This is a genomic window from Micromonospora reichwaldensis, from assembly GCF_031845925.1.
GTDB classification, from domain to species: domain Bacteria; phylum Actinomycetota; class Actinomycetes; order Mycobacteriales; family Micromonosporaceae; genus Micromonospora; species Micromonospora reichwaldensis.
Genome location: NZ_JAVRFL010000014.1, coordinates 131,039 through 156,281 on the forward strand (window position 1 = coordinate 131,039; position 25,243 = coordinate 156,281).

At 73.5% G+C, this 25,243-nt stretch carries 22 protein-coding genes; 16 read left to right on the forward strand and 6 right to left on the reverse strand.

The features are described 5' to 3' along the window. Positions 1-10: 10 nt before the first annotated feature. Positions 11-367: an STAS domain-containing protein gene (locus RM555_RS14400; RefSeq protein WP_091624489.1), complete on the reverse strand. Its 357-nt coding sequence runs from the start codon at positions 365-367 to the stop codon at positions 11-13. Between the two features lie 162 nt (positions 368-529). Here RM555_RS14400 and RM555_RS14405 point away from each other — a divergent pair, with 162 nt between their 5' ends. The 10 genes from RM555_RS14405 (at position 530) to RM555_RS14450 (ending at position 9,598) form a co-directional block, all read left to right on the forward strand. Beyond that, positions 530-1,387 carry an STAS domain-containing protein gene (locus RM555_RS14405; protein ID WP_311412200.1) on the forward strand — a complete coding sequence of 286 codons (858 nt, stop codon included), beginning with the start codon at positions 530-532 and terminating at the stop codon, positions 1,385-1,387. After that, entirely contained in the window at positions 1,387-1,800 is a 414-nt protein-coding gene (locus RM555_RS14410; protein ID WP_101413704.1) for an STAS domain-containing protein, read from the forward strand. The genes RM555_RS14405 and RM555_RS14410 overlap by 1 nt, the downstream gene beginning before the upstream one ends. Further along, positions 1,797-2,216, forward strand: coding sequence for an ATP-binding protein (locus RM555_RS14415; protein WP_311412201.1), 420 nt, complete (start codon positions 1,797-1,799; stop codon positions 2,214-2,216). The genes RM555_RS14410 and RM555_RS14415 overlap by 4 nt, the downstream gene beginning before the upstream one ends. Continuing rightward, a complete protein-coding gene (locus RM555_RS14420) occupies positions 2,204-3,232 on the forward strand; it encodes a SpoIIE family protein phosphatase (RefSeq protein WP_311412202.1) in 1,029 nt (342 codons plus the stop codon). Before RM555_RS14415 ends, RM555_RS14420 begins: the two co-directional genes overlap by 13 nt. A gap of 29 nt (positions 3,233-3,261) precedes the next feature. Then, positions 3,262-4,590 (forward strand): sensor histidine kinase, encoded by a 1,329-nt coding sequence (locus RM555_RS14425; RefSeq protein WP_311412239.1) that lies wholly within the window; start codon positions 3,262-3,264, stop codon positions 4,588-4,590. Position 4,591: 1 nt separating this feature from the next. Next, complete coding sequence (locus RM555_RS14430; protein WP_311412203.1) at positions 4,592-6,130, forward strand: SpoIIE family protein phosphatase; 1,539 nt, start codon at positions 4,592-4,594, stop codon at positions 6,128-6,130. Between the two features lie 52 nt (positions 6,131-6,182). Then, the gene (locus tag RM555_RS14435; RefSeq protein WP_311412204.1) at positions 6,183-6,758 is read left to right on the forward strand and encodes a TIGR03086 family metal-binding protein; all 576 of its coding nucleotides are present in this window, start codon (positions 6,183-6,185) and stop codon (positions 6,756-6,758) included. Between the two features lie 85 nt (positions 6,759-6,843). Then, positions 6,844-7,380: a PadR family transcriptional regulator gene (locus RM555_RS14440; RefSeq protein WP_311412240.1), complete on the forward strand. Its 537-nt coding sequence runs from the start codon at positions 6,844-6,846 to the stop codon at positions 7,378-7,380. After that, positions 7,377-8,078, forward strand: a complete 702-nt coding sequence (locus RM555_RS14445; RefSeq protein ID WP_132232244.1) for an ABC transporter ATP-binding protein — start codon at positions 7,377-7,379, stop codon at positions 8,076-8,078. The genes RM555_RS14440 and RM555_RS14445 overlap by 4 nt, the downstream gene beginning before the upstream one ends. Beyond that, entirely contained in the window at positions 8,075-9,598 is a 1,524-nt protein-coding gene (locus tag RM555_RS14450; protein ID WP_311412205.1) for an FtsX-like permease family protein, read from the forward strand. The genes RM555_RS14445 and RM555_RS14450 overlap by 4 nt, the downstream gene beginning before the upstream one ends. 25 nt (positions 9,599-9,623) lie before the next feature. Here the strand turns inward: RM555_RS14450 and RM555_RS14455 are convergent, their stop codons facing one another. Then, positions 9,624-9,812, reverse strand: a complete 189-nt coding sequence (locus RM555_RS14455) for a hypothetical protein (RefSeq protein ID WP_311412206.1) — start codon at positions 9,810-9,812, stop codon at positions 9,624-9,626. Positions 9,813-9,971: 159 nt separating this feature from the next. Between RM555_RS14455 and RM555_RS14460 the strand changes: the two genes are divergently transcribed. Both RM555_RS14460 and RM555_RS14465 read left to right on the forward strand, forming a co-directional pair. Continuing rightward, positions 9,972-11,189: an alpha/beta hydrolase gene (locus tag RM555_RS14460; RefSeq protein WP_311412207.1), complete on the forward strand. Its 1,218-nt coding sequence runs from the start codon at positions 9,972-9,974 to the stop codon at positions 11,187-11,189. 37 nt (positions 11,190-11,226) lie between these two features. Further along, a complete protein-coding gene (locus RM555_RS14465; RefSeq protein ID WP_311412208.1) occupies positions 11,227-12,168 on the forward strand; it encodes a threonine ammonia-lyase in 942 nt (313 codons plus the stop codon). A 115-nt stretch (positions 12,169-12,283) separates the two neighbouring features. Here RM555_RS14465 and RM555_RS14470 read toward each other — a convergent pair whose 3' ends face one another. Then, a complete protein-coding gene (locus tag RM555_RS14470) occupies positions 12,284-14,380 on the reverse strand; it encodes a S9 family peptidase (RefSeq protein ID WP_311412209.1) in 2,097 nt (698 codons plus the stop codon). 90 nt (positions 14,381-14,470) lie between these two features. Between RM555_RS14470 and RM555_RS14475 the strand changes: the two genes are divergently transcribed. Continuing rightward, positions 14,471-15,820, forward strand: a complete 1,350-nt coding sequence (locus RM555_RS14475) for an FAD-binding oxidoreductase (protein ID WP_311412210.1) — start codon at positions 14,471-14,473, stop codon at positions 15,818-15,820. A gap of 65 nt (positions 15,821-15,885) precedes the next feature. On the opposite strand, the gene RM555_RS14480 is transcribed toward RM555_RS14475, so the two are convergent. Next, positions 15,886-16,317: a hypothetical protein gene (locus tag RM555_RS14480; protein ID WP_311412211.1), complete on the reverse strand. Its 432-nt coding sequence runs from the start codon at positions 16,315-16,317 to the stop codon at positions 15,886-15,888. Between the two features lie 155 nt (positions 16,318-16,472). Next, positions 16,473-18,548, reverse strand: coding sequence for a SpoIIE family protein phosphatase (locus RM555_RS14485; protein ID WP_311412212.1), 2,076 nt, complete (start codon positions 18,546-18,548; stop codon positions 16,473-16,475). 295 nt (positions 18,549-18,843) lie between these two features. Between RM555_RS14485 and RM555_RS14490 the strand changes: the two genes are divergently transcribed. Then, positions 18,844-22,659, forward strand: coding sequence for a HAMP domain-containing protein (locus tag RM555_RS14490; RefSeq protein WP_311412213.1), 3,816 nt, complete (start codon positions 18,844-18,846; stop codon positions 22,657-22,659). Continuing rightward, complete coding sequence (locus RM555_RS14495; protein ID WP_151455014.1) at positions 22,656-23,210, forward strand: response regulator; 555 nt, start codon at positions 22,656-22,658, stop codon at positions 23,208-23,210. Before RM555_RS14490 ends, RM555_RS14495 begins: the two co-directional genes overlap by 4 nt. A 134-nt stretch (positions 23,211-23,344) precedes the next feature. Here RM555_RS14495 and RM555_RS14500 read toward each other — a convergent pair whose 3' ends face one another. Then, complete coding sequence (locus tag RM555_RS14500; RefSeq protein ID WP_089002478.1) at positions 23,345-23,680, reverse strand: STAS domain-containing protein; 336 nt, start codon at positions 23,678-23,680, stop codon at positions 23,345-23,347. A gap of 223 nt (positions 23,681-23,903) precedes the next feature. Here RM555_RS14500 and hemL point away from each other — a divergent pair, with 223 nt between their 5' ends. Further along, entirely contained in the window at positions 23,904-25,241 is a 1,338-nt protein-coding gene (gene hemL / locus RM555_RS14505; RefSeq protein ID WP_311412214.1) for a glutamate-1-semialdehyde 2,1-aminomutase, read from the forward strand. The last annotated feature ends 2 nt before the right edge of the window (positions 25,242-25,243 follow it).

Sequence of the window (25,243 nt, forward strand, 5' to 3'; positions counted from 1 at the left end):
GGAGGAACCGTCAGGAGGTGGCCGGCGTGGGATCGCCGGCCACGGCCTGGTCGACCGTCGGGTAGGTGTGCAGCACCTCGACGAGACCGCTCACCTCGAGGATGCGCAGCACGCCCCGCTGCGGGGCGGCCAGCCGTACCACGCCGCCCGCCTCGTCGCAGCTGTTCTTGGCCCGGACGAACACCGACAGCCCCGTGGAGTCGCAGAACGAGACGTTCGCCAGGTCGAAGACGAGCCGGCTGCGGCCCTTGTCGAGCAGGTCGGTGATCTGGTCCTGGAGCTGCGGTGCGGTCGCCATGTCCAGCTCGCCCGCGACCGATACGACGACCACGTCGCCGCGTTGTTCCGTGTGCACCGTCAAGGACATTCGCCAGACCTCCTGTTATCGGGGAAACGGTATCCCACGATCGGGGTGGTACGCAGAACGGGAGGCGGTATCCGGTGGCCGTCCTCATTTGTTTGCCCTGCGACAAGTAGCGCTCCGACCCCCGGTGATAGAGTCCGCCGTCGAGGTCGAAGGGGGTTCGCCATGGCGTTGAGCGCCGAGGAAAGCGGCCGGCTGGCCGGTCTGCTGACCGGGCATGCCGATCGGATCATGCTGCGCTGGACGGAGATCGTCGCCGGGTCCCTGCGCGGGCGGCTCAGTCAGGGCGAGCTCCGCCGGCAGCTGCAGGAGCTGCACTCTAGCATGATCACTGCCAGTGGGCAGGGTCCCGTCGACCTCGACTCCGAGCAGGCCACCGAGCTGCGCGCCGTGCTCTCGGAGCTGTCCCGGGGGCGCGCCCGGCAGGGCTTCTCCGCCTCCGAGACCGCGATCAGCGTGTTCTCGCTGAAGGAGGTGCTGCTGGAGCTGATGGAGGCCGAGGGCGGCGCCCAGACGCTGCGTGACTACGTCGCCTTCTCCGGGCTGATCGACCAGATGGGCCTGTTCACCTTCGAGAGTTTCGTGCGCACCCGCGAGAGCCTCATCGCCGACCAGGCGGAGCAGCTGTTGGAGCTGTCCACCCCGGTGGTGAAGCTCTGGGAGGGCGTGGTCGCCGTGCCGCTGGTCGGCACCCTCGACTCGGCCCGGGCCCAGGTGGTGATGGAGCGGCTGCTCCAGACCCTGGTCGACACCGGCTCGCCCTACGCGATCATCGACATCACCGGCGTACCGGCGGTGGACACCCAGGTCGCCCAGCACATCCTCAAGACCGTGGTGGCCGCCCGGCTGATGGGCGCCGACTGCATCATCTCCGGCATCCGGCCGCAGATCGCCCAGACCATCGTGGCCCTGGGCATCGAGTTCGGCGACATCGCCACCAAGGCCAGCCTCGCCGACGCGCTGCGGCACGTGCTCCGGCTCACCGGGGTCGAGACCGGGCGCCGCCAGCGCCGGGAGGCCTGATGGAACGGGTGCCGATCCTCAAGATCGGCGACATCCTGCTGGTCTCCATCCAGGTCGACATGTCCGACCAGACGGCCGTCCAGCTCCAGGAGGACCTCGCGGAGCGGATCGTCGCCACCGGCTGCCACGGCGTGATCATCGACATCACCGCCCTGGACATCGTCGACTCCTTCGTCGGGCGGATGCTGTCGACCATCGCGTCGATCTCCAAGGTGCTCGACGCGGAGACGGTCGTGGTCGGGATGCGTCCCGCCGTCGCCATCACCCTGGTCGAGCTGGGCCTGTCGCTCAACGGCATCCGGACGGCGCTCAACGTCGAGCGGGGCATGGAGCTGATCGCGGCGGCCCACGCCGACGAGCACGAGCTCGCGTTCGACGACGAACCGGACGCCGAGACGACGGCGTTGTCATGACCGCCGGAGTCGACCTGGGCCAGCCGCAGGCGCAGGCGATCCGCAGCGACGAGGACGTGGTACGCGTCCGGCAGTTGGTGCGTACCGTGGCGGTGGCGGTCAAGCTCTCGCTGGTCGACCAGACCAAGGTCGTCACCGCGGCGAGCGAGTTGGCCCGCAACACCCTGGTGTACGGCGGCGGCGGCTCGGTCGAGGTGGCCATCGCGGACAACGGCCGGCGGCGGGGCGTGCGGATCATCTTCGCCGACTCCGGCCCGGGCATCGCCGACCTCGACCTGGCGCTGACCGACGGCTACACCACCGGCGGCGGGCTCGGACTCGGGCTCAGCGGCGCCCGCCGGCTGGTCGACGAGTTCGACATCCAGACCGCCGCGGGTGAGGGAACCCGGATCACGGTCACCAAATGGGCCCGATGAACGACGACGTGGTCTCCGACCGCGGAGTCTGGTACCGGGTCGAGAGCGGCAGCGCGGCGAGCACGGCGCGTCGGGCTGCCGAACGGCTCGGCGCCCAGCTCGCCCTGGGCGACGCCCGTATCGCCGACCTGTCCATCGTCGCCGCCGAGCTGACCAGCAACCTGGTCAAGCACGCCGACGACGGTGTCCTGCTGCTGCGCCCGGTGCGGCACGACGGGAATGCCGGCGTGGAACTGGTCGCCCTCGACTCCGGGCCGGGAATGGCCGACCTCACCGCCTCCATCGAGGACGGGCACTCCACCGTCGGGACGCTCGGCATCGGCCTCGGCGCGATCGTCCGGCAGGCGAGCTGGTTCGACGGCTACTCCCGGCCGCCGCGTGGCACCGTCCTCGCCGTCCAGGTCTGGCCGAAGGCCGACGGCGGGCACGAGCGGCCCTGGGTCGGCGCGCTCAGCCGGCCGATACCCGGGGAGTCGGTCAGCGGCGACGGGTACGCGTGGCGGATCGTCGAGGGCCGGCGCCAGGTGCTGGTCTGCGACGGCCTGGGACACGGTCCGCTCGCCTCCGCCGCCACCGACGCCGCGCTCGACGCGTTCCGCAAGGCGCCGGCGGGGGCCCCGTCGGCGGTCGTCGCGCACCTGCACCGCTCGATGTCGCACACCCGGGGCGCGGCGCTCGCCGTGGCCGAGCCGGACCCGTCGGCCGGGGTGCTGCGCTACTCGGGGCTGGGCAACATCGCCGCCGCCGTGATCGGCGGCGACGGCAAGCGGCGGGGCCTGGTCTCGCTGCCCGGCATCGCCGGGCACCAGCGACCCTCGGTCCGGGAGTACGACTACCCCTTCGACGCCGACGCCCTGCTGGTCATGCACAGTGACGGGGTGGTCGACCGCTGGCAGTTCGCCGACTATCCCGGTCTCGCCGACCGGTCGCCCCTGGTGGTGGCCGCGGCGCTGCTGCGGGACGCCGGCACGCGCCGCGACGACGCCTGCGTCCTGGCCGCCCGGGCCTGGTCGTGACCAGGTCCGCCGGGGCGCCGCTGCTGACGATGGCGCTGCGGGTCGAACACGACATCTTCGTCGTCCGGCAGCGGGGCCGTGAGGTCGCCGCCGCGGTGGGGCTGGAACACCAGGACCAGGTACGCATCGCCACGGCGCTCAGCGAGGTGGCCCGCGACCTGCTGCACTCGGCCGGCGGGGCGGAGGTGGCATTCGCCCTCGTCCACGACGCCGCCGACGGCAGGCGGCACCTGCGGGTGGACCTCGTCCCCGTGCGCCCGCTGCCCGGCGGGCGGTACGAGCCGCAGTCCGGTGCGGTGGCGCGGTTGGTGGACAAGTTGGGCGTGGCGACACGCGAGGGGGCTACGGTCGTGAGGATGTCCCGACGTGTCCCGGTCACCGCAGAGGTGCTGACCCCCGAGCGTCTCGCCGAGCTGCGCTCCGAGCTCGACCGGAACGCCCCGGGCAGCGCCCTGGACGAGCTGACCACCCAGAACGTCCAACTGATCGCCGCCCTCGACGAGGTACGCAGCCAGCGCGACGAGCTGGCCGTCCTGAACGAGGAGCTGGCCGAGACCAACCGCGGGGTGATGGCGCTCTACAACCAGCTCACCGAGGAGCTGGAGGCGACCAACCGCGGCGTGGTGGCCCTCTACGCCGAGCTGGACGAGAAGTCCGCGCAGCTGCGCGCGGCCAGCGAGTCGAAGAGCCGGTTCCTGGCGAACGTCAGCCACGAGCTGCGGGCCCCGGTCACCGCGATCATCGGCCTGGGCCGGCTGCTGGGCGACTCCGCCTCCGACCCGCTCACCGCCGAGCAGGCCCGCCAGGTCGGGCTGATCCGCTCCTCGGCGGGTGACCTCCTCACGTTGGTCAACGAGCTGCTGGACCTGGCCAAGGCCGAGTCGGGCCGGATCGAGCCCGACTGGACCGAGGTCGACCTGCGGCCGGTCTTCGGCCAGTTGCGCGGCACACTACGGGCCCTGGCCACCCGGCCCGACGTCGAGCTCGTGGTGGAGGAGCCGCCCGTTCCGGCGACGCTGCGTACGGACGAGGTGCTGCTCGCCCAGGTCCTGCGCAACCTGCTGCACAACGGGCTCAAGTTCACCGAGCGCGGCGAGGTCCGGCTGCGGGCGGAGCGGCAGGACGAGCGCTGGTCGCTCATCGTCTCCGACACCGGCGCGGGCATCCCCCCGGAGCTGCACGAGCGGATCTTCGAGGAGTTCTACCAGGTGCCCGGCGCGACCCGGGTCGGCGGAACGGGTCTCGGCCTGCCGTACGCGCGGCGGCTGGTGACCCTGCTCGGCGGCAGCCTCGTGATGTCCAGCGAGCCGGGCCGGGGCAGCACGTTCACCGTCACCCTGCCCGTGGGCGGAGCGTGAGGTGGAGGGCGGCCCGGCGACGGTACTGGTGGTCGACGACAGCCCCACCAAGCGCTACCTCCTGGTGAGCTGGCTCTCCCGGGCGGGCTTCGCGGTGCTGGAGGCCGAGAACGGCGCCGAGGCGCTGGCCCGGGTCGGGGTGGACCCGATCGACCTCGTGGTGCTCGACGTGCGGCTGCCCGACCTGAACGGCTTCGAGGTCTGCGAGCGGATCAAGGCGGCGCACCCGTCGATGCCGGTGATCCACGTGTCCGCGCACGCGGTGGACGTGGTGGACCGGGCGCAGGGGCTGACCCGGGGCGCGGACGCGTATCTGGCGGAGCCGATCGAGCCGGAGGAACTGGTCGCCACCTCCCACGCGGTGCTGCGCTACTACCGGGCCCGGCAGCGCGCGGAACTGCTCGCCGAACGGCTCCTCGGCCTGGCCGACACCACCATGGCGGTGCACTCCGCGCCGAACTTCGCGCGGCTGCTGGAGGCGGCGGCGGCCGGCGCCGCGCAGATCTTCCACAGCCCGGCCGCCGTGGTCGCCGAGACGTTCGACGGCGACTGTATCGCCGGGACCGCGGACGGCCCCGACGGCACGGCCACGATCGTCCCGTGGGTCGTCGACGACACCGGGGTGCCGACCGGGACGACGGTCCGGGTGGACGATCCGGCCGCCTGGGGCCTGGTCGACTGGCCGGCGGACGACACGGTCTCGGTGGCCGCCACCCGGCTGCGCGAGGACCGGGCGCCGCTCTACGTCGTCGTGCCCACCGCCACGCAGACCGCCCGCACCCCCGTGCTGCGGCAGCTCGCCCAGGCCGTGGCGGCGGCGGTGGAGGCGCAGCGCTCCTTCGACGAGGAGCACCGCATCGCGGTCACCCTCCAGCGCAGCCTGCTGCCGCGCCGGATTCCGCAGGTCAGCGGGCTCGACCTGGCCGTGCGCTACGAGCCGGCGAGCGCGCAGACCGAGGTGGGGGGCGACTTCTACGAGCTGGTGATGCTCGACGGCCACCTGCTGCTGGCGATCGGGGACGTGGCCGGTCACTCGCTGCACGCCGCGACGGTGATGGCCGAGCTGCGGCACGCGGTGCGGGCGTACGCGGTGGAGGGGCACCAGCCGGGCGAGATCCTGCACCGGGTCAACGAACTCATGCGCACCCTGCTCCCCGACGAGCTGGCCACGATCTGCGTGCTGCTGCTGCACCCGCCCAGCGGCCGGGTGCGGCTGGCCAGCGCCGGGCACCTGCCGCCGGCGCTCAGCATCGACGGCAAGGTGGAGTTCGTGCAGCATTCGGCCCCGCTGCTCGGGGTCCGCGCGCCCCGACCGCCCGACCTGGAGTTCGTGCTGCCGGCCGGGGCGACGCTGGTGTTCTACACCGACGGACTGATCGAGCGGCGGGACACCACCATCGACGACGGGCTGGCCGCCCTGGCCGTGGCCGCCACCCGGGTCGACGACGACCTGGACCGGTTCTGCGAACGGCTCCTGGTCGAGCTGGCTCCGCCGGAGATCCACGACGACGTCGCCGTGGTGGCCCTCCGCCGCAACTGAGCCGGCCTCGCGCGGGGCGGCGACGGCGGGGCCACCCTCGTACCCTGAGCTGATGGCCACGAAGACTGGTGATCTGCTCGCCGCTGCGGCGCCCCGTGCCGTCGCGGTGGTCCGGGGCGTCTCGGACGACCAACTGGACCTGCCGACCCCGTGCAGCGACTACGCCGTGCGCGACCTGCTCAACCACCTCTACGACGTGGTGGTCAACTTCCAGGCCCTCGCCGGCAGGGGGCAGCCGGCGTGGGCGGAGAAGCCCGACCACCTGGCCGAGGGCTGGCGGGACCGGTTCGAGGCGGAGACCGCGAAACTGGTCGAGGCGTGGTCGGACCCGGCCGCGCTGGAGGGGGTCTCGCCCGGGATGGGGCTGCCGCAGGAGACGGTCGGCACCATGGTGCTGCTCGACCTGACGGTGCACGCCTGGGACCTGGCGGTCGCCACCGGGCAGCCGTTCCGCCCCGCGCCGGAGGCGCTGCCCCCGCTGTACGCCCTGACCGAGCAGATGGGGCCGATGGCCCGGGAGCAGGGCGTCTTCGGGGAGCCGGTGGGGACGTCGTCGTCGGACGCTCCCGAGATCGACCGTCTGCTCGCCCTGACCGGCCGGGACCCGGGCTGGTCGGCGGGCGCCTGAGCTCGAAGCGCCACCAGGCCCGCGCGGCACCCCCGCCGCGCGGGCCTCCTTGACAGTCACTATTCACCGGGTGAATAGTGACGCGGTGTCCACCCCGCACGTGTTGCTGGGCCTGCTGGCCGCCGGCAACCGGCACGGCTACGAGCTGAAGCGCGCCCACGACGAGCGCCTGCCCCGCGCCAAGCCGCTGGCCTTCGGGCAGGTCTACTCGACCCTCGGCCGGTTGCAGCGGGACGGCCTGGTGGCACCCGCCGGGCAGGAACGCGAAGGCGGTCCCGACCGCACCGCGTACTCGCTGACCGCCGACGGCCGGGCCGCGCTCCATCGGTGGCTCGCCGAGGTCGAGCCGCCGATGCCGTACGTCGCCAGCACGCTCTTCGCCAAGGTGGTCGTGGCGCTGCTGGTGGCCGACGCGGACCGGGCCCGGACCTACCTCGTCGCCCAGCGGCAGGCCCACACCGAGCGGCTGCGCGAGCTGACCGCAGTGAAGACGGCGCCCTCGGCCAGCCTCGACGACATCGTCGCGGCCGACTTCGCCATCGCCCATCTCGACGCCGACCTGCGGTGGTTGCAGACCACCCTGGGCCGCGTCGCCGACTGGCACCGGGAGGTGCACTCGTGACGCAACTTCAGGCTCGCGGCGTGGTCAAGGCCTACGGACGGACACCCGCGCTGCGTGGCGTCACCGTCGACGTCGCCGAGGGGGAGATCGTCGCCGTCACCGGCCCGAGCGGCTGCGGCAAGTCCACCCTCCTGCACTGCCTCGCCGGCATCCTGCGTCCGGACGCCGGCGAGGTGAGCTGGAACGGGCACCGGATCGACACCTGGTCCGAGGCGGCACGATCCAGGCTGCGGCGCACCGAGTTCGGGGTGCTCTTCCAGTTCGGCCAGCTCGTCGCCGAGTTGACCGCCGCCGAGAACGTCGCCCTTCCGCTGCTCCTCGCCGGCACCCGGCGGCGGGAGGCGCGGACGGCGGCGCTGTCCTGGATGGAGCGGCTCGGCGTGGCCGACCTGGCCGACGTCCGGCCGGGCGAGATGTCCGGCGGGCAGCAGCAGCGCTGCGCGATGGCACGGGCGCTGGTCACCGAGCCCCGGGTGCTCTTCGCCGACGAGCCGACCGGCGCGCTGGACACGCTCACCGGCGAGCAGGTGCTCGTCCAACTCGTCCGGCTCGCCCGCGAGCAGCGGACCACGGTCGTCCTGGTCACCCACGAGCCGCAGATCGCCGCGTACGCCGACCGCGAGGTCATCCTCCGCGACGGCATGGTCGACCACACCGGGCTCGGCCTCGACACCCCGCTGCCGGGCAGCCGCCGGTGAGACCGTCGACGCTGGTACGCCTCGCCCTGGCCGGCACCCGCACCGACACCGTCCGGGTGGCGCTGACCGCGCTCAGCGCCGCCCTGGCCACCCTCGTCGCCCTCGCCGCGCTCACCGTGCTGGCCATCCCCACCCCGCCCGCCACCGACGGCAACGGCAGCCGTTGGTCCCACCAGTACGCCAACCAGCTGCTCGTCGAGCCGGGGCTGCGCGGCGGCACGGCCTTCGCCCTGCTGCTGCTCATGATTCCCGTGCTGGCGTTGGCCGGGCAGTGCGCCCGGCTCGGCGCCCCGGCGCGGGACCGCCGGCTGGCCGCGTTCCGGCTGGCCGGCGCCACCCCCGGCCAGGTGACCCGGATCGCCGTGCTGGAGGCCGGCCTGGCGAGCCTGCTCGGCACGCTGGCCGGCGCGTCGGTCCACTTCGTCGGCCGGGAGCTGTTCGACCGGCCCGACGCCCGGGGCCGGCTCGTCCTGCCCACCGACGTGCTGCCCGCCCCCGGCGTGCTGGCGGCGGTGCTGGCGGGGCTGCCGGTCGTGGCGGCGCTGGCCACCGCGCTGATGCTGCGCCGGGTGAGCACGACCCCGTTCGGCGTGCTGCGTACGCACCGCCGGGAACGTGGCCCCCGACCCTGGGCGGGCGTCCTCATCGGCGCCGGGCTGGCCGCCTTCGTCGCCGTCGAACCGGTCACCCGCCTCTACGACCGGCGCGACACCGACCCGCCGTCGTGGCTGGTGCCGGCGCTGCTGGTCAGCGGCGGGCTGGCCGCGATGGTCGGGGTGGTCGTCGGCACCGGCTGGATCTCCTGGACGGCCGGGCGGATGCTGCACCGCTACGCCCGGGGGCCGGCCGCGCTGCTCGCCGCCCGCCGGTTGACGGCCGACCCCTGGGCGGGCAGCCGCACCTTCGCCGCCCTGCTGGCGGCGGTGCTCCTCGGGGCGGGCGCGGCCGGGCTGCGGGAGTACTTCGTCGCGGCGGGCGAGCTGGGCCGGCGGACCGGCAGCGGACTGGCCGGCGACGACGGCTTCTACCTGCGGACCATGGACCTGGTGGACCTGGCGGTGGCGGTGGCCATGCTGGTCGCCGCCGGTGGGCTGGTCGTCGCGGTGGTGGAGGGGATCACCGCCCGGCGGCGCGCGTACGCGGCTCTGGTGGCGACCGGGGTGCCCCGGCCCACGCTCGGCCGGTCCATCGCCTGGCAGTCGCTGGCCCCTGCCGTGCCGGCGGTGGCCGTCGCGCTCGCCGTGGGCCTGCTGCTGGCCCGGGGGCTGTTCCGCACGCCGACCGCCAGCCACTACGACGAGGTCTGCGACGCCACCGCGCAGCTCTGCGCCGACCCCGCCACCCGGGCGCGCCACACCCGGGTCGTGGCGATGCCGGACGTGACCGTGCCGCCCGACGTACCGCTGGAACAGCTGGCCCTGCTCGGGGCCGGCGCCCTGGCGGGGGTGCTGGCGACGGTCGGCGTCGGCCTGCTCCTCCTGCGCGCGAGCACGGCCGTCGAGGAGCTGCGGGTGACCTGAGCCGGGAGACGGCCCCCGTGCCGGGTCAGGCGGCGAACAGGCCGGCGGAGAGCGCGAGCAGCGTCCCGGCGGCGGCGGAACAGCAGCACACCAGCAGGAACGCGACCACCGCGAGGATCGCCCAGACGCGCCGGTCGCGCGCCGCCGCGCGCCACCCCGACGCCGGTACGTCCCCGGCCGGCCCGTCGTCGTCCACGCCGTCGCCCCCGCTCACTCCGGCAGTCTAGGCACCGGCGCGCGGGCCGCCGGGTGCCGGCGCCCGGACGGGTGAACGCGCCGCGGCCGGCCCGCGCGCCGCGAGGCGGCAGGCGATCCTGGCGTCACCGGGACGTGTCCAGGCCAGCCCGGGGGCCGATTCACCGGAGTACGACCCGTGCACTTCACCAGCGAGGACATCGCGGTCAACCACAAGTCGAACCTCGACGCGAACAACGGCGCGGTGATCCAGCTGTTCGTCCGCTGGTTCAAACCCGACCTTCCGCCGAGCCGGCCCCGCCAGCCGGTGCTCATGGTGCACGGCCGCAGCAGCCCGGGGCTCGTCTCGTTCGACCTGGAGTACGACGCGGGGGAGGGCAGGTACAGCTGGGCGAGGGAGCTGGCGGAGGACGGGTTCGACGTCTTCGTCATGGACCTGCAGGGGATGGGAAGGTCGACCCGCCCGGTGCAGATGAACGACCCCTGCAACATCAACCCGCTCCAGCAGCACCTCCTGCTGCCCCGGGAACCCTGCGCGGCCAGGTATCCGAAGCAGCTCACCAACTCGGCGAGCGACTGGGCGGAACTCGGTACCGTCGTGAACTGGATCCTGGGCCAGCCGGACATGCCACCGAAGGTCGATCTGATCGGCTACTCGGCGGGCGCGTACGCCGTGGGGCCGTTCGCCATGACGGTCGACCCCGCCAAGGTGGCCAGCATCCTCCTGCTCGCACCGATCTTCGCGGTGACGGGCCCGTCGACGCCGCCGGCGCTCCCGGTCAGCTCCCCCTGCCCCGTGTACGGCTTCCCCATGCACATCCTGCACAAGGCCGGTCTCAGGAAGTCGTGGGACAGCGAGGTTGACGTGGAGCCCCGCTACCCGGGCCAGCGGGACGACGCGCACGGCATCATCGACGTGGTGTGGGACGCCTTCCTCGCCAACGACCAGCTGGGTCGCACCTGGGGGCCCGGTGTCTCGCGGTTCCGCAACGGGTTCTGGTGGGGCTGGAACCAGGAGCGGGTGACCGCCGACCACACCAACCTCGGCGAGAAGGTGCCGGTGCTCATCGTGTACGGGCAGAAGGACGTCACGGCCAACAACACCGCGCTGAACTTCTCGGTCCCGGAGCTCTACCGGTCCATCCAGGGCCGGCACAAGCTGATGTACCGGCTCGACGGCACCGGGCACCTCGTCGTCTGGGAACGCCAGCGCACGTGGCTGCACAAGCTGTCCCGCAAGTGGCTGCGCAGCGCGCGGCACCCGAACCGGCCGTACAACGTCGACGGCAACACCACCGGGACGTTCGTCGTCCCGTGGGAGGGCGACCCGGTCGAGATGGACTACGCGTCAGGGCGGACGGACCAGCCGCTCGCCGCCCCGCTCGAACCGATGTAGGCCCGCCGGCGCCCCGTGCGTCGGGCAGGATGGGCCGATGGATCTGGTCTCGATCACCGACGTCCGGAACGCCGCCGCCGACATCGCGGGCACCGTGTCGCGTACCCCGCTGCTGCGCACCGGTTGGGACGCGCAGCTGTGGCTCAAGCCGGAGAGCCTGCAACCGGTGGGGTCCTTCAAGCTGCGCGGCGCGACCCACGCGGTCGCCCGGCTGACGCCCGAGGAGCGGGCGCGCGGCGTGGTCACCCACTCCTCCGGCAACCACGGCCTGGCCCTGGCGTACGCGGCCCGCGCGGCCGGCGTGCCGTGCCGGATCGTGGTGCCCGAGGGCGCCCCGGCCGCGAAGGTGGACCGGATCCGGGCGCTGGGCGTCGAGGTGCTGCTGGTGCCGCCGCCGCAACGCGGGCCGGAGGCGGAGCGGATCGCCGCGACGACGGGTGCGGTGCTGGTGCCGCCCTTCGACGACCGGCGCGTCATCGCCGGCCAGGGCACGGTCGGGCTGGAGATCGTCGAGGACCTGCCCGACGTCGACGTGGTGCTGGTGCCCGTGGGCGGCGGCGGGCTCTCCTCCGGCGTCGCGACCGCGGTCACCGCACTGCGCCCGGCGGCGACGGTGATCGGCGTCGAGCCGGAACTCGCCGCCGACGCGCGGGAGTCGCTGGCGGCCGGGTCGGTGGTGGTGTGGGGCGAGGAGCGCACCTACCGGACGATGGCCGACGGGCTGCGCCTGCCCCCGTCCGAGCTGACCCTCGCCCACCTGCGGGCGCGGCTCGACCGCATCGTCACGGTGACCGAGGAGGAGATCCGCGCCGCGATGGGTCGGCTGGTCACCGACGCCCGCCTGGTGGTGGAGCCGAGCGGCGCGGTGGCCGTGGCCGCCCGGCTGTTCCGCGCCGCCGAGCTGCCGCCCGGCCGTACGGTCGCCGTGGTCACCGGCGGCAACGTCGACCCGACGGTGCTGGCGGGCGTCCTGCGCTGAGCGGACGCCGGGCGTCCTGCGCTGGGCGGGCGTCGGGCGTCCTGCGCTGAGAGCGTTAGGAAGGGCACCTTCCTATGCAGAATCCGTTAAGAAGGTGCCCTTCCTAACATGCAGGTCAGGCGCGGCCGAGGCGGTCGAGGATCCAGGCGTTGACGAACGCCTCCTCGCGCCAGGAGTCGTAACGGCCACTGGGGCCGCCGTGGCCGGCGCCCATCTCGGTCTTCAGCAGGTAGTCGCCCTGCGGGGCGACCGCCCGCAGCCGGGCGACCCACTTCGCCGGCTCGTGGTAGAGCACCCGGGTGTCGTTGAGGCTGGTCACCGCGAGGATCGCCGGATAGTCCACCGCCCGCACGTTCTCGTACGGCGTGTACGACTTCATGTAGGCGTAGACCTCCGGGTCGGCCAGCGGGTTGCCCCACTCCTCCCACTCGGTGACGGTCAGCGGCAGCGACGGGTCGAGGATCGAGGTGAGCGCGTCCACGAAGGGCACCTGCGCGACGATCCCGGCGAACGCGTCCGGGGCGATGTTGGCGACCGCCCCCATCAGCAGCCCGCCGGCCGAGGCGCCCCGGGCCACGAGCCGGTCGCTGGTCGTCCAGCCCGCCTTGACCAGGTGCCGGGCGCAGGCCACGAAGTCGGTGAACGTGTTCTTCTTGGCCAGCAGCTTGCCCTGGTCGTACCAGCTGCGGCCCAGCTCGCCGCCGCCCCGGGTGTGCGCGACGGCGAAGATGACGCCCCGGTCCAGCAGGGAGAGCCGGGCGACGGAGAACCACGGGTCCATGCTCGCCTCGTACGAGCCGTAGCCGTAGATCACGCAGGGGGCGGAGCCGTCCTTCGGCGTGCCGGCCCGGCAGACCAGCGAGACCGGCACCCGGGTCCCGTCGTCGGCGAGCGCCCAGTCGCGGTGCTGCTCGTAGTCGGCCGGGTCGTACGCCCGCCCGTCCGGCCCGGGCTTCACCGGCTTCTGCCGGCGCAGCACCATCTGCCGGGTGACCAGGTCGTAGTCGTAGACCGAGTCGGGGGTGACCAGCGAGGCGTAGCGGAGCCGGATCTGCCCGGTGCGGTACTCCGGGTTGTCGTGCAGGCCGACGCTGTAGAGCGGCTCCGGGAAGTCGATGTCGAAGGCGTCGCCGCCGCCGACGGGCAGCACCCGCAGCCCGGTCAGCCCGTTGGTGCGCAGCGAGACGACCAGGTGGTCGGCGAAGGCGTCGACGGCCTCCAGCCGGGTGCCGGGCGAGTGCTCGATGAGCGGCACCCAGTCGCCGGGCGCGTCCGCCGAGGTCCAGGCCAGCGCGAAGTCCTCCGCGCCGTCGTTGTGCAGGATCAGGAAGCGGTGCCCGTGGTGCTCGACGGTGTATTCGACGCCCTGCCGGCGGGGTGCCACGGACGCCGGCGCGCCGGTCGGGTTGCCGGCCGGGATCACCAGCACCTCGCTGGTGATCTTGCTGTGCACGTCGATGATGACGAACCGCTCCGAGCGGCTCAGCTCCACGCCGACCCAGAACCGCTCGTCGTCCTCCTGGTAGACCACCACGTCCTCGGTGGACGCCGTGCCCAGGGTGTGCCGCCAGACCCGGTTGGGGCGCCACGTCTCGTCCACCGTCACGTAGAACAGCACGGATGCGTCGGTGGACCAGGCGGTGCCGTAGAACGTGTCGGGCACCTCGTCGGGCAGCAGCTCGCCGGTGGACAGGTCCTTGACCCGCAGCGTGAACCGCTCGTCGCCGGAGAAGTCCGTGGAGTAGGCCAGCCACCGCCCGTCCGGGCTGACGTCGAACGCGCCGAGCGCGAAGAAGTCGTGCCCCTCGGCGAGCAGGTTGCCGTCGAGCAGCACCTCCTCGCCGTCGAGCGGCGCGCCGTCCGCGCTGACCGGCGGCTCGGTCTCGCCGTCGCGGACCGCCCGGCGGCACTGCACGCCGTACTGCTGGCCCTCGACCGTCCTGGTGTAGTACCAGTAGCCGCCCTTGCGGCCGGGCACCGACAGGTCGGTCTCCTGGGTGCGCCGGCGGATCTCCTCGAACAGGTCGGCGCGCAGTCCTTCGAGGTGCGCCGTCCGGGCCTCGGTGTACGCGTTCTCGGCGGTCAGGTAGGCGATCGTCTCCGGGTCGTCCTTGGCGGTGAGCCAGGCGTACTCGTCGACGACGGTGTCGCCGTGGTGGGTGCGCTCGCTGGGCACCCGCTTCGCCGTGGGCGCGGGGGTCTCGGTGGTCACGGCGTCACGTTACCGGCCGCGCGCCGCCCGCCGCGCGGCCTCGACGGCGACCCGCCGCCACACCTTTCGAACATGTGTACGATGGCCGGCATGGCGGCTGCAGCGAGTTCCACCGACCGGCCCGGAGCCCTCGACATCACGCGGCGATTGACGGAGATCTGCGGCCCGCCGTTCGCCCGCTTCGCCGGCCCGGCCGACGAGGTGGCCGGCCGCCCGGCCCGCTGGGTGGCCGTGCCGGGCGGTCCGCGCGCGGCGGCCGAGGTGCTGCGGCTCGCCGCCCGGCACGACCTGACGGTGGTGCCGCGCGGCGCCGGCACGAAGATCGACTGGGGTGCCGCCCCCGACCGGGTCGACATCATGCTCGACACCGGCCGGCTCGCCGGGATCGGGCACGAGCCGGTCGGCGCGCCCACCACCGAGGTCGGGGCCGGCACCCCGCTGCGGGCGGTGCAGGCCACTCTGGACCGCACCGGGCAGCGCCTGGCGCTCGACGCCCCCTCGCCCGGGGCCACCCTCGGCGGCGTGCTCGCCGCCGGCGAGGCGGGACCGCTGCGGCACCGCCACGGCAGCCCCTGCGACCAGCTCGTCCGGGTGCGCTACCTCGACGCCGACGGCGAGCTCGTCGACGCCGGGGGCGGCGCGGCCGGGCTGGAGCTGGCCCGGCTGCTCTGCGGCTCGCAGGGGGCGCTCGGCGTGCTGGTCTCCGCGACCCTGCGGGTGCAGGCCGTCCCGGCCGGCCGGATCTGGGTCAGCCGACCGGTGTGGACCCCGCTGGAGGTGCACGACCTGGTCCGCACCGTGCTCGCCGCGCGCCTCGACCCGGCGGCGGTCGAGCTGGACCTGCCGGCCGGCGCGGGACCCCGGCCGCGCCAGGGCAGCCGGGCCGCCGCGATGGCCGCGCACCCGTCCATGGCGGGGCGCGTCCGCGGCGGCCCGGCCGGCGCCGGTCGGCTGGTGGTGCTGCTGGAGGGCGGCCCGGCCGACGTCGCCGAGCGCGCCGACCGGCTCGTTGCGCTCCTCGGCCCGGGCGCGGCCGCCAGCCACGCCGCGCCCGAGTGGTGGCGGCGTTATCCGTTCGGCCCGGGCGACACCGCGCTGCGCATCGAGGTGCCGATCGCCGACCTGCACGCCGCCGTCTACGCGCTGCGGGACGCCGCCGGCGGCCCCGTCCCGGTGCGCGGCTCCGCCGGTCTCGGCGTGGTGCACGCGGCCCTGCCCGCTGCCATGTCCCCCGACCGGGTGGCGTCGATCCTGGCCGCCGTCCGGGGCGTGCTCCTCGCCCGGCAGGGCCGGTGCGTGGTGGTCTCCGCGCCGGCGGCCGTCCGGCGGGCCGTCGACCTGTGGGGCGAACTGGCCGGGCTGGCCCGGCTGCGCGCGGCCAAGGAGCACCTCGATCCCCACCGCCGCCTCGCCCCGGGCCGCCTCCCGGGCGGCCTCTGACCGGCTCCGGCCAGCTCCCGGTGCGAGCGGGGCGGGAGGGCGGCGCGGCCGGGGTCGCGCGCGGCTCAGTCCATCCACCAGCGGTGCAGGTCGGCGCCGACCGGCGTGAAACGGCTCGCGGCCACGACCACCGCGCCCACGGTCAGGGCGAGCAGCACCCGCCACGTGCGGCGGGACATGGCCGACCGGTCCCGGGCCAGCAGGACGACGGAGTGGACCGCCAGCAGCGGCCCGGCGACCAGGCCGGCGAGGTAGAGCAGCGACACCGCGCCGTACAGCCAGGTGAGGGGGTTCGCTCCGCTCAGGCCGAACGGCACCAGGTCCTTCGGGTCGTACGCCCCGCTGCGCATCTCCTCGGGGCCGACCCCGGCGGCGGCCATCCGGCCGACCCCGAGCGCGAGGACGACGACGAAGGCGGCGGTGAGCGCCGACTGGGCGGCGACGGTGCTGCGCAGCAGCGGCGGCCGCTCGGCGGATGCATGGACGGTGCTCGACATGCGGTCAACCTAGCGAACCCGTCCGGTGGCGCCGGTCGGCCTGCTCGCCCGGCCGTCCGCGCCGGTGCCCGCCGCCGCGATCGTCCGGCCCGGTCGCGGCGTGCCGGCCCGTCGCGTCGATGGTGCCGCGACCCTGCCGGCCCGGCCACCGCTGCTCAGGTGGCGTCGTTGCGGAGCACCAGGATGGCGATGTCGTCGCGGGGCGCCTCGGCCGAGAAGCCGATCGCCGTCGAGCGGAGCCGGGCCGCGATCACGTCGGCCGGGTAGCCGGCCAGCGGGGCGGCGGCGTCGCGCAGCCGCTCGGTGCCGAACAGCTCCCGGCCGCGCCGCCGCTCGGTGACCCCGTCGGTGTAGAAGACCAGCGAGTCCCCCGGGGCGAGCGGCACCTCGGCCGTCGGGGAGGCGATCGAGTCGAGCAGGCCGAGCGCGGTGCCGCCGATGCCGACGAAACGCGCACCGCCGCCAGCGGGCAGCAGCACTGGCCGGTCGTGGCCGGCGAGGTGCAGGGAGACGTCGAGCCGGTCGCCGTCGCCGGGGCCGACCGCCGCCAGGGCCAGCGTGCAGTAGCGGCCGCCGCCCCGCTCGAGCAGCGTCTCGTTGACCCGGGCCAGCGCCTCCGGCAGCGGCTTGCCGTCGCCCACCAGCACCCGGATGACGTCGCGGACCAGGCCGGTGACCGTCGCCGCCTGCACCCCCTTGCCCGAGACGTCGCCGATCACCACCAGCCAGCGGCCGTCCGGCAGGGGCACCACGTCGTAGAAGTCGCCGCCGACGTCGACGTCACCGCCGGTCGGGACGTACTCGGCGGCGAAGCCGATGCTCTCGACCACGGGCAGCACCGGCGGCAGCAGCGACTGCTGGAGGGTGTGCGCGACGCGCCGGCGCTCGGCGTGGATCCGGGCGTTCTCGATCGCCAGCGCCGACCGCCGGGCGACGTCCTCCAGCACGGCGACCTCGTCCGGGTCGTGCCGGTGCCGCTGGTGCCGGCCGACGGCCAGGGTGCCCAGCCGCTGGCCCCGCGCGATCAACGGGACGGCGAAGCCCTCCATCGGCGCGCCGAGCGGCATCTGGGTGCCGTTGCGGGACGCCTCGCGCAGCCGGGCCTGGACCGAGTCCGGGCCGGTCTCCGCGAGCACCTGGTGGAGCTGGGGCAGCACCGACTCGTCGGCGTGGCTGGCCGCCGCGAGGCGGAGCCGGCCCCACTCGTCGGTCGTGTGGACCGCGCACCACTGCCCGAGCCGGGGAACCACGAGCTGGGGGACGAGCGCCATGGTCAACTCGACGTCCAGCGACTGCGCGAGCAGCTCGCTCGCCTCGGCGAGGAAGGTCAGCCAGGCCTGCCGGCGGACGTCCGCCCGGCGCAGCCGGTCGTTCTCCAGGTGCAGCGAGAGCCGCTCGGCCATCAGCACGGCCAGCGGTCGCGCGTACGCCGACGGTGCCGCGTCCAGCACCAGTTCACCGGTGTACGGCCGGTGCACGGCCAGCGCCACCCGGAGCAGCTCGTTGCCGGGCCGGGGCTGACGGCCGTACCGGGCCAGCACCTGGGTGCCCTGCCCGTCCCCCCGGTCCAGCCGCACGACCCCGCCGGCCGCGCCGACCATCTCCGCCACCCGGGTGAGCAGGCTGGTCGCGAAGTCGGGCAGCGGATCCTCGGCGTACGGGTCGGGGGTGGTCTGCATCAGCTCGCTCATGGCCCCGGCGCTCGGCGCGGAGTTCTCCGGGGTCGCCGGTGCGCCGCCTCCGGCGGTCGCCGCGCCGGGCACCCGCGCGTGCCGGGTGCCCGTGGCCGGGCCGGGCAGGTCCAGCCGGAACCACACCCCCTTGCCAGTGGGCAGGTAGGTGGTGCCCCAGCGGCTGGCGAAGTGGTCGACCAGCAGCAGCCCCCGGCCGCGCTCGGAGACCTCGTCGATGTCGGTGGCGTCGTTGCGGACCCCGACGGTCAGCTCCTCGACCGGGCCGGCGGCGAAGTCGGACACGGTGACGGTGATCCCGACCGGGTCGGCGACCACCTCGACGTCCAGTTCGGTGCGGGCGTGCTCCACCGCGTTGGTGGAGAGTTCGGTGGTGAGCAGCATGGCCTCGTTGGCCAGTTGGTCCAGGTGGGCCTCGGTGAGGACGGACCGCACGAGGGCCCGGGCCGCGGCCGGCGTACGCCGGTCTGCGGGGAGCCGGACGCGCCGGACGTGCTCGTCTCGGCCCCCGGTCGCCGCGGGCCCCGCCTCCGCTGACACCCCCGTATCCTCCACCGCCACCCGTGCGGGTGCCAAGCCGATGCCCGTACGCGCGCCCCCCGCCCCCGCCCTCCCGCCTCGTCGATCATGCACTTGTGGTGGACGATCGATGACGTTCGACCCGATTCGTCAGGCCCCACAACTGCATGATCGGCCCCTCGGGCGGGGCCCGGCGGGGCCGGGGGTGGTGGGGTGGGGTGGGTCGGGCGCGTGGACGTGGCGCGGACGAGGCCACGGGCACAATGGGGGGATGACCGGTGTCGGCAGGAGCCGGTGGCCCCGAGCTGAGCGAGGAATGATGACCACGAAACAGTCGGCGACCGTGGACCAGTCCGCGCCCGACCACGAGGCGCTCCTCGGCGAGCTGACCGAGGCGCTGCGGCGGGTGCGCGGAGGCGACCTGAAGGTGCGGCTGCCCCGCCGGGCCGGCCGCGCCGGTGAGGTCGCGGACGCCTTCAACGAGGTCGTGTCGCTCCAGGAGCAGCAGTACCTCGACCTGCGGCGGATCAGCCGGATCGTCGGCCGGGACGGCCGGCTCACCGAGCGCCTGGACGACGAGGGGCTGGACGGCTCCTGGGCGGAGGGGCAGCGGGCGGTCAACTCGCTGATCGACGACCTGGGCCGGCCGACCACCGAGATCGCCCGGGTCATCGTCGCGGTCGCCGACGGAGACCTCTCCCAGCACATGGCTCTGGAGATCGACGGCCGTCCGCTGCGCGGCGAGTATCTGCGCATCGGCCGCACGGTCAACACGATGGTCGACCAGCTCTCGTCCTTCTCGAACGAGGTCACCCGGGTCGCCCGGGAGGTGGGCACCGAGGGCAAGCTCGGCGGCCAGGCCGACGTGCGCGGCGTCGCCGGCACCTGGAAGGACCTCACCGACTCGGTGAACACCATGGCGTCGAACCTGACCGGCCAGGTGCGGTCGATCTCCCAGGTGGCGACGGCGGTGGCCAAGGGCGACCTGTCGCAGAAGATCACGGTCAGCGCGCGCGGCGAGGTCGCCGAGCTGGCCGACACGATGAACTACCTCACCGACACCCTGCGGCTCTTCGCCGAGCAGGTCACCCGGGTGGCCCGCGAGGTGGGCACCGAGGGCAAGCTCGGCGGCCAGGCCGACGTGCCGAACGTGGCCGGCACGTGGAAGGACCTGACCGACAGCGTCAACTCGATGGCGTCCAACCTGACCGCCCAGGTCCGCAACATCGCCCAGGTCTCCACGGCAGTGGCCCGGGGGGACCTGTCGCAGAAGATCACCGTGGCGGCGCAGGGCGAGATCCTGGAGCTGAAGGACACCGTCAACACGATGGTGGACCAGCTGTCGTCGTTCGCCGACGAGGTGACGCGCGTCGCGCGCGAGGTGGGCATCGAGGGCAAGCTGGGCGGCCAGGCCCAGGTGCGCGGCGTCTCCGGCACCTGGCGGGACCTCACCGAGAACGTCAACCAGCTCGCCGGCAACCTGACCAGCCAGGTGCGCAACATCTCCCAGGTCTCCACCGCCGTGGCGAAGGGCGACCTGTCGCAGAAGATCACGGTCGACGCCCAGGGCGAGATCCTGGAGCTGAAGAACACCGTCAACACGATGGTGGACCAGCTGTCGTCGTTCGCCGACGAGGTGACGCGCGTCGCGCGCGAGGTGGGCACGGAGGGCAAGCTCGGCGGTCAGGCGCAGGTCAAGGGCGTCTCCGGTACGTGGCGGGACCTGACCGACAACGTGAACTCGATGGCGTCGAACCTGACGTCGCAGGTGCGCAACATCGCCTCGGTCACCACGGCGGTGGCGAAGGGCGACCTGTCGCAGAAGATCACCGTGGACGCCCGGGGCGAGATCCTGGAGCTGAAGTCGACGGTGAACACGATGGTGGACCAGCTCTCGTCGTTCGCCGACGAGGTCACCCGGGTGGCCCGCGAGGTCGGCAGCGAGGGCAAGCTCGGCGGCCAGGCCCAGGTGAAGGGCGTCTCCGGCACGTGGCGGGACCTCACCGAGAACGTCAACCAGCTCGCCTCGACCCTCACCACGCAGCTGCGCGCCATCGCGCAGGTCTCCACCTCGGTGACCCGGGGCGACCTGACCCAGCGGATCGCGGTCAAGGCGCAGGGCGAGGTCGCCGAGCTGAAGGACAACATCAACCAGATGATCGTCACCCTCCGGGAGACGACCAAGAAGAACGCCGAGCAGGGCTGGCTCGACTCGAACCTGGCCCGGATCGGCGGGCTCCTCCAGGGGCAGCGCGACCTCGGCGAGGTCTGCCGCATGATCATGATGGAGGTGACCCCGCTGGTCGACGCGCAGCTCGGCGCGTTCTTCCTGGCGGACACGTCCGAGGGCGTCATGCGGCTGCGGTTGACCGCCTCGTACGGCTATGTCGCCCGGGGGCACGAGGTCACCTTCGGCCCCGGCGAGGGGCTGGTCGGGCAGGCCGCACTGTCCCGCCGCACCATCCGGATGGGCGGGGCGCCGGACGGCAAGCTGATGCTCCGCTCCGGGCTCGCCGAGACCCCGCCGGCCGATCTGGTCGTACTGCCCGTGCTCTTCGAGGGCGAGCTGCTCGGGGTCATCGAGTTCGCCAGCGTGGCGGCCTTCTCCGAGCTGCACCTGTCGTTCCTGGAGCGGCTCGTGCTCACCACCGGAGTCGCCGTCAACACCATCCAGGCCAACCGGCGTACGGAGGAACTGCTCGCGCAGTCGCAGCGGCTCGCCCACGAGATGCAGGAACAGTCGGCGGAACTCCAGCGCACCAACGCCGAGCTGGAGGACAAGGCGCAGCTGCTCTCGGAGCAGAAGGGCAACATCGAGACGAAGAACCGGGAGATCGAGCTGGCCCGGCTCGGCCTGGAGGAGAAGGCCCAGCAGCTCACGCGGGCGTCGGCGTACAAGTCGGAGTTCCTGGCCAACATGAGCCACGAGCTGCGTACGCCGCTGAACTCGCTGCTGCTGCTGGCCCGGCTGCTGGCCGAGAACTCGGAGCAGAACCTCACGCCGAAGCAGATCGAGTTCGCCCGGACGATCCACGGCGCCGGCTCCGACCTGCTGTCGCTGATCGACGACATCCTGGACCTGTCCAAGATCGAGGCGGGGCGGATGGACGTCGAGCCCACGGCCGTCCGGTTCGACGAGATCCGCGGGTACGTGGAGCAGGCGTTCGCGCCGCAGGCCGAGGAGAAGGGCCTGGACTTCCAGGTACGGATCAGCAAGGACCTGCCGGAGGCGCTGGTCACCGACGCCCAGCGACTCCAGCAGATCCTGCGCAACCTGCTCTCCAACGCGGTCAAGTTCACCGACAACGGGTCGGTGACGCTGCGGATCGCGCCGGCGCCCGACAACGCGGTCTTCGACGTGCCGGCCCTGACCAACGCGCAGCAGGTCATCGCGTTCACCGTGGTCGACACCGGCATCGGCATCTCCGACGACAAGCTGTCGCTGATCTTCGAGGCGTTCCAGCAGGCCGACGGCACCACCAGCCGTCGCTACGGCGGTACGGGGCTGGGGCTGTCGATCAGTCGGGACCTGGCCCGGCTGCTGGGCGGCAGCATCGTGGTGGCGTCGGCGCCCGGCCAGGGCTCGACGTTCACCCTCTTCGTACCGGACGTGCTCGCCCCGGACGCGGTGGTCGCGCCGCTGCCGCCGTCACCGGCGCGGGCCGGACTGCCGTCCTCGCTGCTCATGCCCCCGCCGGAGCTGCCCGAGCCGGCCTCCACGCCGGCCACCCGGCGGCTGGAGGGCACCACCGTGCTGATCGTCGACGACGACGTCCGGAACGTCTTCGCGCTGACCAGCGCGTTGGAACTGCACGGCCTGACCGTGTTGTACTCGGACAACGGGGCGGACGGCGTCCGCCTGCTGGCCGAGCATCCGGAGGTGGACATCGTCCTGATGGATGCGATGATGCCCGATCAGGACGGTTACGAGACGACCCGACAGATCAGGCGCAACCACCGGTTCGCCGACCTGCCGATCGTCTTCCTGACCGCCAAGGCCATGCCCGGCGACCGTGAGTCGGCGCTGGCGGCCGGGGGAAGTGACTACATCACCAAGCCCGTCGACCTGGACGAGTTGATCGAACTCATGTCGTCCTGGATCAGCGGCAGCCGAACCGAGGAGAGTTCGTGACCCAGATGGCAAAGGCGCTGCTGGTGGACGACCGCCGGGAGAACCTGATGGCACTGGAGGCGATTCTCCAGGGCCTGCCGGTCCAGTCCGTCGCCGTGGAGAGCGGCGAGGCGGCCCTGAAGCAGCTGCTGGTCGACGACTTCGCGGTGATCCTGCTGGACGCCCAGATGCCGGACATGGACGGCTTCGAGACGGCCAGCCACATCAAGCGCCGCGAGCGTACGCGGCACGTGCCGATCATCTTCCTCACCGCCGCCGACCGGGACGCGCAGCTCGCACTGCGCGGTTACGCGGTCGGCGCGGTCGACTACCTGACCAAGCCGTTCGACCCGTGGGTGCTGCGGGCCAAGGTGTCGGTCTTCGTGGAGCTGTGGGTGAAGACCCGGCAGCTCGCCGCCCAGTCGGATCTGGTGCGGGACCGGGACGCGCAGCTACGGGTGCTGACCGACGCGGTCGACGAGGCCACCGCGATGTTGCGCCTCGACGATCAGGATTCCCGCGACCGCGCCGTGCAGCTCCTGGAACAGGCCCGCTGGGGAAACACCCCCTGACCCATGCATCGGAACTACGCCGGGCGGAGTGACGTGCGCAGGCGAGATCTTGGTAGCTGGCGGCCCCGGGAGGGGCCGTAGCTCGCCAAGATCGCGACGCCTGTGCCGCCGCACCACAGCGGGTGGGCGGTAAGTCAGCCCGTGGTCTGGTCGTTGCGGATCATCAGGGCGCTGCGCAGGCCGGTGATGTCCAGGACGCGGAGCAGGAAGTCGCCGACGTTGGTCAGGATCAGCAGGCTCTGCGCGTGGCTGGCCTTGCGGCTGAGTACGACGAGGGTGCCCAGGCCCTGTGAGTCGCAGAAGGTGACCCCGCCGAGGTCGAGCACGATGCGCGGCGGCGGCTCGGCGAGGACCTCGTTGACGACGGTCGACAGCTGGGCGGCCGTGAGCATGTCGATCTCACCGGCCAGGCGAAGCACAGCTTCGTCGCCCGTCCGGTGTAGCGTGATGGACAGTTCGGCACGATCCACCGGGTCAGCCTAGCGCGATCCGGGCCACCCGGCCCGTCGAGCGGTGGCGACCGGGCCGACCGGGCGCGGCGACCGCGCTCCCGAGGAGGTTGGGAACGGGGACGTCCCGCGCCGCGGACGTGACGCCGCCGGACGGCGGTGAGGGCCGGCCCGGGTGAGCCTGGTAACCCCGGTCCGGGGTGCCTGCCGATTCGCCGCCCGACGCTGACACAATGGCGGCATCGTGACCGATATGTTTCCCGCCGGATCCGGCCGCTACCCGGCCGAAGCACCGGCCTCCGAGGCCCTGTTCGACCGCGCCAAGGCCATCGTGCCCGGCGGGGTGAACTCTCCCGTGCGCGCGTTCCGTGCCGTCGGCGGCACGCCGCGCTTCATGGTCCGGGGGGAGGGGCCCTGGCTCTACGACGCCGACGACCGGCGCTACGTCGACCTGGTCTCCTCCTGGGGCCCGCTGATCCTCGGCCACGCGCACCCGGAGGTCGTGGACGCGATCAGGTCGGCCGCGACCCGGGGCACCAGCTTCGGCACCCCCACCCCGGGTGAGGTCGAGCTGGCCGCCGAGATCGTCGACCGCACGCCGGTCGAGCAGGTCCGGCTGGTCAACTCCGGCACCGAGGCCACCATGTCGGCGATCCGGCTGGCGCGCGGCTTCACCGGCCGCCCCCGGATCGTCAAGTTCTCCGGTTGCTACCACGGGCACTCGGACGGCCTGCTGGCCGCCGCCGGCTCGGGGGTGGCCACCCTCGGCCTGCCCGACTCGCCGGGGGTGACCGGGGCGGCGGCGGGTGACACGATCGTGCTGCCGTACAACGACGTCGCCGCCGTGGAGCAGGCGTTCGCCGCCGAGGGCCAGCACATCGCCGCGATCATCACCGAGGCCGCCGCCGGCAACATGGGGGTGGTCGCCCCGCGCGACGGCTTCAACTCCCAGCTCGCCCGGATCGCGCACGCGCACGGGGCGCTGCTCATCGTCGACGAGGTGATGACCGGCTTCCGGGTCTCGCGCGCCGGCTGGCACGGCCTCGACCCTTCCGACGCCGACCTGTGGACGTACGGCAAGGTCATGGGTGGTGGGCTGCCGGCCGCGGCGTTCGGCGGGCGCGCGGAGATCATGGAGCGACTGGCCCCCGCCGGACCGGTCTACCAGGCCGGCACCCTCTCCGGTAACCCGTTGGCCTGCGCCGCCGGCCTGGCCACCCTGCGGCTGGCCGACGACGCGCTCTACCGCAAGCTCGACGACACGGCCGCCGTCGTGGGCAGGCTCGCCGCGGAGGCGCTCGCCGCCGCCGGGGTCCCGCACCGGCTGTCGTACGCGGGAAACATGTTCTCGGTCTTCTTCACCGACGCCGACGTGGTCGACTACGACAGCGCCCGCACCCAGCAGGTGCCGGCGTTCAAGGCGTTCTTCCACGCGATGCTCGCAGCCGGCGTCTACCTGCCGCCGAGCGCGTTCGAGGCGTGGTTCGTGTCTGCGGCGCTGGACGACGCCGCTCTGGAGCAGATCACCGCCGCCCTGCCGGTGGCGGCCAACGCTGCGGCAGCGGCAGGTCACGGGGGGTAGCG